The following is an 8526-nucleotide window of genomic DNA, read 5'->3' as shown; positions in this document are numbered from 1 at the left end:
GTTGAAAAACTGTCTGAGCGGGCTGCTCCTATGGCCGTTGTGCCTCCGAAACCTGTCGCCGAAGGCGCGCCGGGTCAAAGGGCGGGTGTGGGTCGGCTACGGCCGGTCACGTCAGAACAGGCGGCAGTTCGCGACCAGGCCAGGTATCCAATCGAAAGTGTCTATGCAAGACTCCGCCGCTCACCGGTTGTGTCAAACTTTTTTTGTTGCACGATTTCTACCCGAGTCAAGCTGAGCTGTGTTTATGTCGAACTCTATTTCTCTGGATCGAGTTCGCGTTGATCGCTAGACCCCTGATTTTCAAGGGCCCTATGTGTCAAACTTTTTTGTTTGTTCACACGAAGGCTTTCTGAAAGCCGGTACAGATGCCCGACCTTTGCCCGCTGCATCGCAGTGTCCACGGCGATGCAGAAAATGCCGAAATCAAGTATGGTTCCTCGCGGCAATGACGACAATTCGCGTGCACGTAAGCTGCACCTGTCATGCCGGCGCTCATCACACGAACAGCGGGTGCCGGGATGGACCCAGGACGGCGCGCGATCAGAGGAAAGAGACCATGGAAAAGCGAGACAACGATTCAGCCAGGAAGGACCGCACACTGCATCAAGGCGTCGTAGCGAGCCTTGTCTACGTGTTCGAGCAGGTCATGCCTGACCCGTTCGTCCTTTCAATTGGCTTGACCATGGTGGTCTGTCTGCTGGCCCTGGCCTTTGGGCCGCACGCCTCATTGCCCGTCCTTCTTGCGTCCTGGTATGGAGGCACATTCAACATCCTCGGCTTCGCGTTGCAGATGATCCTGATTCTTGCGACCGGATACGCAATCGCCGACGCCCCCATCGTGCAGCGAGGCTTGCGAGCGATGGCTGCCCGCGTTCAGACACCCGCTCGCGCTGCGCTGGTGGTCTTCCCGATCGTCGCGGTTGCAGCATGGCTCAACTGGGGGCTCGGTCTGATCGTCGGCGCGCTGCTTTCGCGCGAAATCGCGCGGCGCGTGAAGGTGGATTTCGCGTGGCTCGTCGCGGGCAGCTATTCCGCGTGGTCGGTCTGTAACAGCGGGTTGTCGAGTTCGATTGCGCTATCTCAAGCTTCGCACGGCAACGCCTTGAATCTCGTTGAAAAGGCCACCGGGCAGGTTATTCCGTTGAGCGAGACGGTTTTCGCGCCGTTCGTTTTCATTCCCACCGTGCTGGTGGTCGTCGTGATGACCGCCATCTTCATCTGGATGCACCCGAAGCCCGAACACGTTGTCGCGTTCAACGAAACCCTGCCTGAGGCAAATGCTGGTGCCGAGGCCGATCCGCATGCACGGGGTGCGGCGCTGTCTTCGTTGGCGGCCCGTGCCGAGCGCTCGATCCTCGGCACGCTGTTCCTGCTGGCATTGGGTGTCGGCTATCTCGCCATGACCTGGCACAGCAAAGGTTTCGAACTGGACATCAACACGACGATCCTGATCTTCCTGCTGGTAGGACTGGCGCTGCAACGTACGCCGATCGCCTATGCCGATGCAATTCGCCGGGCCGCGCGCCAGACCGGCTCGATGCTGCTGCAATATCCAGTGTACGGCGGCATCATGGGCATCATGACGGGGACCGGGCTGGCGTCCGCCATCGCCAAAACGTTCGTGGCGATTGCTACTCCGGTGACCCTCCCCGTGTGGAGCTTCCTGAGCTCGCTCATCATCACGCTTCTTATTCCCAGCGCGGGCGGGCACTGGGCGGTGCAGGGGCCGTTCGTTCTTCCCGCCGCACTCAGCCTGCATGCTTCGGTGCCCCGCACCGCCATGGGCGTCGCGATGGCGGAAAATGTCTCGAACATGCTGCAACCATTCTGGGCTGTGCCCGTGGTTGCGATAGCCGGCATTCGCATCCAGCGCGTGATGGGCTACACAGCCATTACTTTCGTCGTGTCGCTAGTGATCTACGCGAGCGCGCTCTGGCTTGTTCCGTAATCCGTCATCCGAGCCCGGCTGCTCGCGCGATCAGGAACAACCCTGCCCCGACGACGACGGCTCCGATGACTCGCGCGACGCGCTCACCGGTCGGCGCGACCCGTTCGACGGTGATGGCTGCCGTCACGGTAGCCATCGCGCGCAGGTCCATGACCCCGATGACGAGCAGGATCGCCGTCAGGCCTCCACAGCAGTAGCTGCAATGCAGACCAAGGCGCAGTCCGTGTCGCCAGGCGGTGCCGACGTCGGCCGGCAAGGTACGGCCGCGTCCCGGTGCCTGCCGGCAGCAGGCAAGGTGATGTGACTTCCATGCGGTGAACTGGAGCGCGCCGGCGCTCAGGACAACCACACCAGCCGCGACCGGAACCGCGCGCGCCAGCACAGGCAGTTGCATCTCGAGCGCCGCCAGTGCGACGCCCAGCGCAAAGGCGGCCACTCCGAACGCGGTCCACACGAAGAAGTACCCCACGCCCACCACCGCGGTCAACCGACCCAGGCGCGTCTCGCCTGCCCTGCCCACGGCGAGACGGTAGTGCCACAACATTGGCATCAGGGATGGCAGCATCATCGCGACCATCATCACAACCCACATGCCAAGGAACGACGCCGCGGCGCCGGGCCACGTCTGTCCGGGCATCCGCATCCACGCCATTGACATCGTCCAGCCGCCGGGCATGGGCATCTCGCCCATCGCCGACATGGACGCGGACCAGACGATCGTCACCGCCGCGCTCGAGGTGAAGAGCAGCGCCGACACGCCGAGAAAGGTTCGCCGGGAAGCCTGTTCGGTAACCATATGTCGAAATATCTCCCGTCTTCCAGTTGCGCCAACGACACCCTCGAGCTGGCTCAGCCCCTGTCGTACTCGTCGTTGCGGCGCCACCAGATACCCGTCTCGTTGCGGCCCCTGGGGGCGCGGTCGAGCCACTGGTACATGCCCCAGAGGCCGTCCAGTCCGCGCGCATAGGTGGAATAGGTGTGATAGACGACACCGTCCTCGAGCACGAACGCGCTCATGCCCGGCCTCTCGCGCGAGTAGGTGGGCGCATCGGTTCCGCAGTTGGCCGCGAACTCGGCGACCGGCTCCGGGGCCGGCTTCGTGTCCATCGCGTGGCCGCCGCGCTGGTAGTTGTATTCGACGACGTTCTCGCGCTGCTGCTCCTCGGTGAACGACACGTTGAAGTCGAAGTTGAAGTCGCTGCCGGACGAGGACGCCCAGGGAAACGTCCACCCCATCCGCCGCCTGTACGCCTGCAGCTTCGCGAGCGGCGCCCGCGACACCGCCGAAAGCGTGACGTCGTGGTTCGCCAGGTGGACGACGAAGCCATCGAACCCGTCCGCGATCGCCGAGCAGGACGGGCACCCTGCCGTGTAGTCAGGCCCGAACATGAAGTGGTAGACGAGGAGCTGCGAGCGTCCTCTGAAGAGGTCTGCCAGCGAGGCGCTCCCTTCATCGGTCTCGAACTGGTACTTCCTGTCGATCCGGACCCATGGCAACGCCTGACGGCGCCGCGCCAGTTCGTCGCTGCGCCGTGTTAGCTCCTTCTCCGCATCGAGCAGCTCGAGCCGCGCCGCCAGCCACTCTTCACGTGTCCCGGTCATATGTCGCGTCATCATGCTTTCCCTCCGTTGTGTATCTTGCGTCGTTCGTTCACGATACGACGTGCTGGTTGGTGGTCGTGCTAGATTAGTACCGGGCATCGAACGGTGGGAGTGACAAGTGTGGCGGGATTTGGATGAACATGGACTCGCTGATCACGGCCGCGGCGCGTGCGCTCGCGGCGGGTGATCCCCTCGGCGCGCTGAACCGGGTCGCCTTGCGCGACGATGCGCCAGCGCTCGCGCTTCGAGGCATCGCGATGGCCCAGCTCGGCGATTTCGTTCGAGCGAAAGCGCTCGTGCGAAGTGCGGCGCGCGCCTTCGGTCCAAAAGAGGCCGTGGCGCGCGCGAGATGTATCGTCGCCGAGGCCGAGATCGCGCTCGCCTCGCGCGACCTGGGCTGGCCTGCGAAGGCGCTCGACGCAGCGCGCGCGACGCTCGAAGCGCACGGCGACCGGGTGAATGCCGCGCACGCGCAGTATCTCGAAGTCCGGCGCCTCCTCCTGATCGGGCGCCTCGACGAGGCCGAGCGTACCCTCGCCGGAATCGACCCCGCGCCCTTTCCGCCCGCGTCGAAGGCTGCCCACGAACTGGTCGTTGCGGGCATTGCGATACGTCGCCTCCAGACGAAGACGGCGCGCGCTGCGCTCGCCCGGGCCGGGGACGCCGCGCGCCGCGCAGGTATCCCCGCGCTGACGGCGGAGGTCGAAAGCGCATCCCTGATCCTGAAGACGCCCGCGGCGCGCCTGATTGCGCGTGGCGAGGAGCGGTTCCTCCTGCTCGATGAGGTTGGAGCATTACTGGCGTCGAAGGCGCTCGTCGTAGACGCGTGCCGTCATGTCGTGCGTGACGCAGGCACGGTGGTCTCGCTCGCAACGCGTCCGGTGCTGTTCACACTCGCACGCGCGCTGGGCGAAGCGTGGCCGGAAGACGTGCCGAGGGACACGCTCGTCGCGCGGGCATTCCGGGCCAGGCTCGCCGATGAATCGCATCGCGCCCGCTTGCGCGTCGAAGTCGGGCGGCTTCGCACGGCGCTCCGGGCACTGGCCGACGTGAGCGCGACGAAGCGCGGCTTTGCGCTGGTGCCGCATCGCTCACGCGAGGTCGTCGTGCTGGCGCGGCCCGTCGAAGAGGAGCATGCGACGATGCTCGCCTTCCTCGCCGACGGTGAGTCGTGGTCGAGCTCAGCCCTCGCGCTTGCGCTCGGCGCCAGCCAGCGCACCGTGCAGCGGGCACTCGACTCGCTTGCGGCAGCAGGCAAGGTGCAGTCGTTCGGTCGCGGCCGGGCCCGTCGCTGGATGACCCCGCCCGTGCCGGGATTCACGATGACCTTGTTACTCCCCCTCCACTACCACGTGACCAGGATGGAAGCATGAATCGATCCGCAGCAGAAATCGTCTGTGAGTACGGACCCTTTCCGGGTGTCGACAGCGTGGGTGGGGTCACCTATGACGGTCAGCACGTCTGGTTTGCGTCCGGAGACAAGCTGAACGCGTTCGATCCCGCAAACGGGAAGATGGTGCGTTCAATCGATGTCGCCGCGCATGCAGGAACGGCCTTCGACGGTCAGCACCTGTTTCAGATCGATGGGGATCGCATCAAGAAGATCGATCCGACGACCGGCCGTGTGCTCGCCTCGATCCCGGCGCCCGACGTCCACGGCGGTAACTCCGGGCTCACCTGGGCCGAAGGGACGCTATGGGTGGGACAGTATCGGGACCGGAAGATCCATCAAGTCGATCCCCAGACAGGGGCGATTCTTCGCACCATCGAGTCCGACCGCTTCGTCACCGGGGTCACATGGGTGGACGGAGAGTTCTGGCACGGCACCTGGGAAGATGACGCGAGCGAATTGAGGCGAGTCGACCCTCGAACCGGAGAGGTCCTGGAGAGGCTCGATATGCCGGCTGGAACAGCCGTATCGGGGCTCGAGTCCGATGGCGGCGAGCAGTTCTTCTGCGGAGGCGGTAACAGCGGGAAGGTGAGAGCCGTCCGCCGACCCGGGCGAGCCTCCGCGGCCGACAGCGACTCGGAGATTCCCGTCGACTCCACGAGCAAGGTTTAAAAGAGCCTCCTCACAAAGTCGGCGCTCGGGGCGAATGCCGTTGCTGTTGCCAATGATCGCTATCCCGATCATCAACTCGGGATCAAGCGACGGATGCCCTGTCTCACTACAGTGTCCGGCTTTGCCGGACACTGTCCGCTGTTATGCCGCACTGGCGCCGTATATTTAATATCACTTTAGTCAGGGAGATCAAAAAATGAATCCTGATGTTGATGCATATCTAGGTAAAGCCAAAAAATGGCAGAAAGAATTTGAGAAATTGAGAACGATCGTTCTTGACTGCCAGCTGGGCGAAGAATTGAAATGGGGCGTTCCCTGTTACACATTTCAGAAAAGAAACATAGTTCTAATCCATGGATTTAAAGAATACTGCGCACTTTTGTTTTTCAAAGGCGCTTTGTTAAAGGATCCCAAGGGTATTTTAATCACGCAAACGGAAAACACGCAGGCGACGCGCCAGATACGGTTTACCAATGCTCAAGAAATAGTCGAGATGGAAGCCATCTTGAAGTCCTATATTTATGAAGCCATCGAAGTGGAAAAATCCGGTTTGAAAGTGGCTTTTAAAAAGACCACGGAATTCACAACTCCGGAAGAATTTCAAAATAAACTGGATGAAATCCCTGCCTTGAAAGCTGCTTTCCATGCGCTGACTCCTGGACGTCAAAGAGCTTATATTCTTTATTTTTCCGCACCCAAACAGTCAAAAACCCGCGAGTCGAGGGTTGAAAAATGTACGCAGAAAATTCTCAATGGAAAGGGATTAGATGATCAGTAAATCAGATAAATAAATCAATCGAATCTTAGAAAATTACCCCACTTTGCGTTCATGGCAATTGCATGACGGTGTAACAGACCTTGAAGCATTCCTCGACAGCGCGCAAGACTCCCGGCATCCCAGCCATTAAACAGGATCAACGGACTTCCTGCGCGATGAAGTGATCGAAAATATGCACCCCCTTGTCAGTGCTGCTCATGCCCGCCTCTCCTGCTGAGTATTGGGCTGGATACGGCACCATAGGAAACCGTCACCATATCGAGCGCGTCGAGAAAATCCCTGGCGTCGAAGATTTCTCCGAGACTTGTGACACCACCCCGTGGCGCGACCTTGCCGCTCAGCAATCGCTCAGTCGCCTCCACGACAATTGGTGCACTGACCGCATAAATGTCGCGTCCCGTTGCCGTGACACGACGCGCCGTTCCACTCTGTGCGATCACGACGTCCACAACGAACTGTTGGGCCGATCGTCCCTGCTCATCGTGAGGCCGGGGCGGTGGCGTATTGGGATCGCGAATGTCGCGCAGGGCCGAAAGAGCGAGCCAGGACTCGACCGCGTCGATGCGCAGATGACGCGAGACGGTGAGCACCTCCGTAAAAGGGAGCATCACCACGTCCAGGTTGCCGAGCGGCGACGGGAATGACCATACGCCTTCGGGCGCAGGCTGCGGGACAGGCGCCAGTCTGCCCGCCTCCTGGATAAGCCGTGTCGCGCGATTGCGTTCGCCGGTCAGACGCGTTCCACGCGTCGGATGCCAGCTGTCGAGGCCGATGGCGATATCGACCCTGTCGAGCGGCTGAACTCCGTCTGCGGCTGCCGTAACGAGCAAATCGGCAAGACCGCCATAGAACGCCGCTGCAGGGATGAGGCACACCTCCGCAGCACGCGCGCTTGCATCGCGTTGATCGATCATCGCCTGGAGCGCGGCCTGTTCCGCCGTGAGGTCGAGATACGGAATCCTGGCCCGCAACGCAGCATCGACGACCGGCAACGCGGTATCAAGAAAAGGTCCGGCGCAGTTAATGACGGCGTCCGTGCCGCGGATCGCTGCGTCGAGTTGCTCGGGGTCGTCGATGGCGGCGACGCGCCTGGCAGTCGTATCGCCGACACTGCTTTCCCGCAAGCGTGCAGCATCTCGCCCTATCCGGACAACTCCGAGGCCTCGCCGCTTTAATTCCGCGACAACAAAGCGTCCCGTGTGGCCCGTGGCCCCGTACACCGCAACAATCCTTCGGTCGTTCATGGTCGACTCCGATACAGAACGGTCTGTTTTATAGTACAGATCTGTAGCGTCGTCAATCCCGGAGTGCTATGATTGAACTCAATGTTTCGGCATTAGCAATCTTTGAGGTTGAGCCTGGATGAAGAAGGGAGAACAAACGCGCGGACTCGCACCCGATACGCGCGAGCGCATTCTGCGGACCGCTAGCGAACTTTTCTACCGGGAGGGCACGCGGGCGGTTGGCGTCGACCTTATCGTGGCGCGGGCGGGTGTCGCCAAGACGAGCCTTTATCGTCATTTCGGGACGAAAGATGACCTGATCGAAGCCTTTCTTCTCCTTGAGGACGAAGACTTCTGGCGGCATTGGGATGCGGTTGCCGCACAGCACAAGGGCGCACCGCGCGAGGAACTGGACGCGCAACTTCAATGGATTGGCGAACGCATTGCGCGTCCGGGTTATCGCGGCTGCCCGCAGATCAACATCGCCGCGGAATATGCGGACGACAACCATCCCGCCCGCAAGGTCGCGGTGGCGCATAAGCGAGAACTGCGACGGCGACTTGCGGAGCTGGCGCGAGCCTTGCGCATCGATGAACCGGAGACTTTTGCTTTACGGCTGGGAACGGTCATCGACGGCGCACTAAGCAGCGGGCGCGCGCTGCACGCAGAGGGGCCTGTTCGGTTCCTGCAGGAACTGGCGCAAATACTGATTCCGAAAAGAGCCAGGAGATGATCCAGAAGCAACGGTTCCGTAGCGGAGCAGAAGCGAACTGACGCTCCGCGACCGGTTCGTCAACCACCGCGATACATAGGGTCGATGCTATTAGCTGGAGCACGCCGGCCAGACTGCGACCTGCCCGATTCGTCACCGCCGACACCACTGCGCTTTTTGTCAACCACACTACCGTCGCCG

General features: G+C 61.7%; 7 protein-coding genes and 2 pseudogenes. 5 read left to right on the top strand and 4 right to left on the bottom strand.

The features are described 5' to 3' along the window. Positions 1–556: 556 nt before the first annotated feature. A complete protein-coding gene (locus P3T23_RS37700; protein ID WP_429321137.1) occupies positions 557–1948 on the top strand; it encodes a short-chain fatty acid transporter in 1392 nt (463 codons plus the stop codon). A 4-nt stretch (positions 1949–1952) separates the two neighbouring features. Here the strand turns inward: P3T23_RS37700 and P3T23_RS37695 are convergent, their stop codons facing one another. Both P3T23_RS37695 and P3T23_RS37690 read right to left on the bottom strand, forming a co-directional pair. Continuing rightward, positions 1953–2744, bottom strand: coding sequence for a DUF2182 domain-containing protein (locus P3T23_RS37695; RefSeq protein ID WP_429321136.1), 792 nt, complete (start codon positions 2742–2744; stop codon positions 1953–1955). A gap of 53 nt (positions 2745–2797) precedes the next feature. After that, positions 2798–3562, bottom strand: coding sequence for a DUF899 domain-containing protein (locus P3T23_RS37690; protein ID WP_429321146.1), 765 nt, complete (start codon positions 3560–3562; stop codon positions 2798–2800). Between the two features lie 128 nt (positions 3563–3690). On the opposite strand from P3T23_RS37690, the pseudogene P3T23_RS37685 reads away from it, so the two are divergent. Together P3T23_RS37685 and P3T23_RS37680 are read left to right on the top strand one after the other, a co-directional pair. Beyond that, positions 3691–4907, top strand: a pseudogene (locus tag P3T23_RS37685) (helix-turn-helix domain-containing protein); the annotation flags it as partial. 12 nt (positions 4908–4919) lie between these two features. Further along, a complete protein-coding gene (locus P3T23_RS37680; RefSeq protein ID WP_429321145.1) occupies positions 4920–5612 on the top strand; it encodes a glutamine cyclotransferase in 693 nt (230 codons plus the stop codon). Here the strand turns inward: P3T23_RS37680 and P3T23_RS37675 are convergent. Further along, positions 5601–5720, bottom strand: a pseudogene (locus P3T23_RS37675) (transposase); the annotation flags it as partial. The gene P3T23_RS37680 and the pseudogene P3T23_RS37675 overlap by 12 nt on opposite strands. 88 nt (positions 5721–5808) lie before the next feature. Between P3T23_RS37675 and P3T23_RS37670 the strand changes: the two are divergent. Next, positions 5809–6390 carry a YdeI/OmpD-associated family protein gene (locus P3T23_RS37670; RefSeq protein ID WP_429321135.1) on the top strand — a complete coding sequence of 194 codons (582 nt, stop codon included), beginning with the start codon at positions 5809–5811 and terminating at the stop codon, positions 6388–6390. A 185-nt stretch (positions 6391–6575) separates the two neighbouring features. Here the strand turns inward: P3T23_RS37670 and P3T23_RS37665 are convergent, their stop codons facing one another. Next, complete coding sequence (locus tag P3T23_RS37665; RefSeq protein ID WP_429321134.1) at positions 6576–7634, bottom strand: saccharopine dehydrogenase family protein; 1059 nt, start codon at positions 7632–7634, stop codon at positions 6576–6578. A gap of 118 nt (positions 7635–7752) precedes the next feature. Here P3T23_RS37665 and P3T23_RS37660 point away from each other — a divergent pair, with 118 nt between their 5' ends. Continuing rightward, complete coding sequence (locus tag P3T23_RS37660; RefSeq protein ID WP_429321133.1) at positions 7753–8346, top strand: TetR/AcrR family transcriptional regulator; 594 nt, start codon at positions 7753–7755, stop codon at positions 8344–8346. Positions 8347–8526 lie beyond the last annotated feature (180 nt).

It is taken from the genome of Paraburkholderia sp. GAS448 (assembly GCF_050435685.1).
In the GTDB taxonomy this organism is placed as follows: Bacteria; Pseudomonadota; Gammaproteobacteria; order Burkholderiales; family Burkholderiaceae; genus Paraburkholderia.
The sequence above is the reverse complement of the archived record's forward strand: the minus strand, read 5'-3'. Positions and strand labels throughout refer to the sequence as shown.

Coding starts and splice junctions, on each gene's coding strand:
- P3T23_RS37700 (WP_429321137.1), top strand. CDS start 557: ATGGAAAAGCGAGACAACGATTCAGCCAGGAAGGACCGCACACTGCAT.
- P3T23_RS37695 (WP_429321136.1), bottom strand. CDS start 2,744: ATGGTTACCGAACAGGCTTCCCGGCGAACCTTTCTCGGCGTGTCGGCG.
- P3T23_RS37690 (WP_429321146.1), bottom strand. CDS start 3,562: ATGACGCGACATATGACCGGGACACGTGAAGAGTGGCTGGCGGCGCGG.
- P3T23_RS37680 (WP_429321145.1), top strand. CDS start 4,920: ATGAATCGATCCGCAGCAGAAATCGTCTGTGAGTACGGACCCTTTCCG.
- P3T23_RS37670 (WP_429321135.1), top strand. CDS start 5,809: ATGAATCCTGATGTTGATGCATATCTAGGTAAAGCCAAAAAATGGCAG.
- P3T23_RS37665 (WP_429321134.1), bottom strand. CDS start 7,634: ATGAACGACCGAAGGATTGTTGCGGTGTACGGGGCCACGGGCCACACG.
- P3T23_RS37660 (WP_429321133.1), top strand. CDS start 7,753: ATGAAGAAGGGAGAACAAACGCGCGGACTCGCACCCGATACGCGCGAG.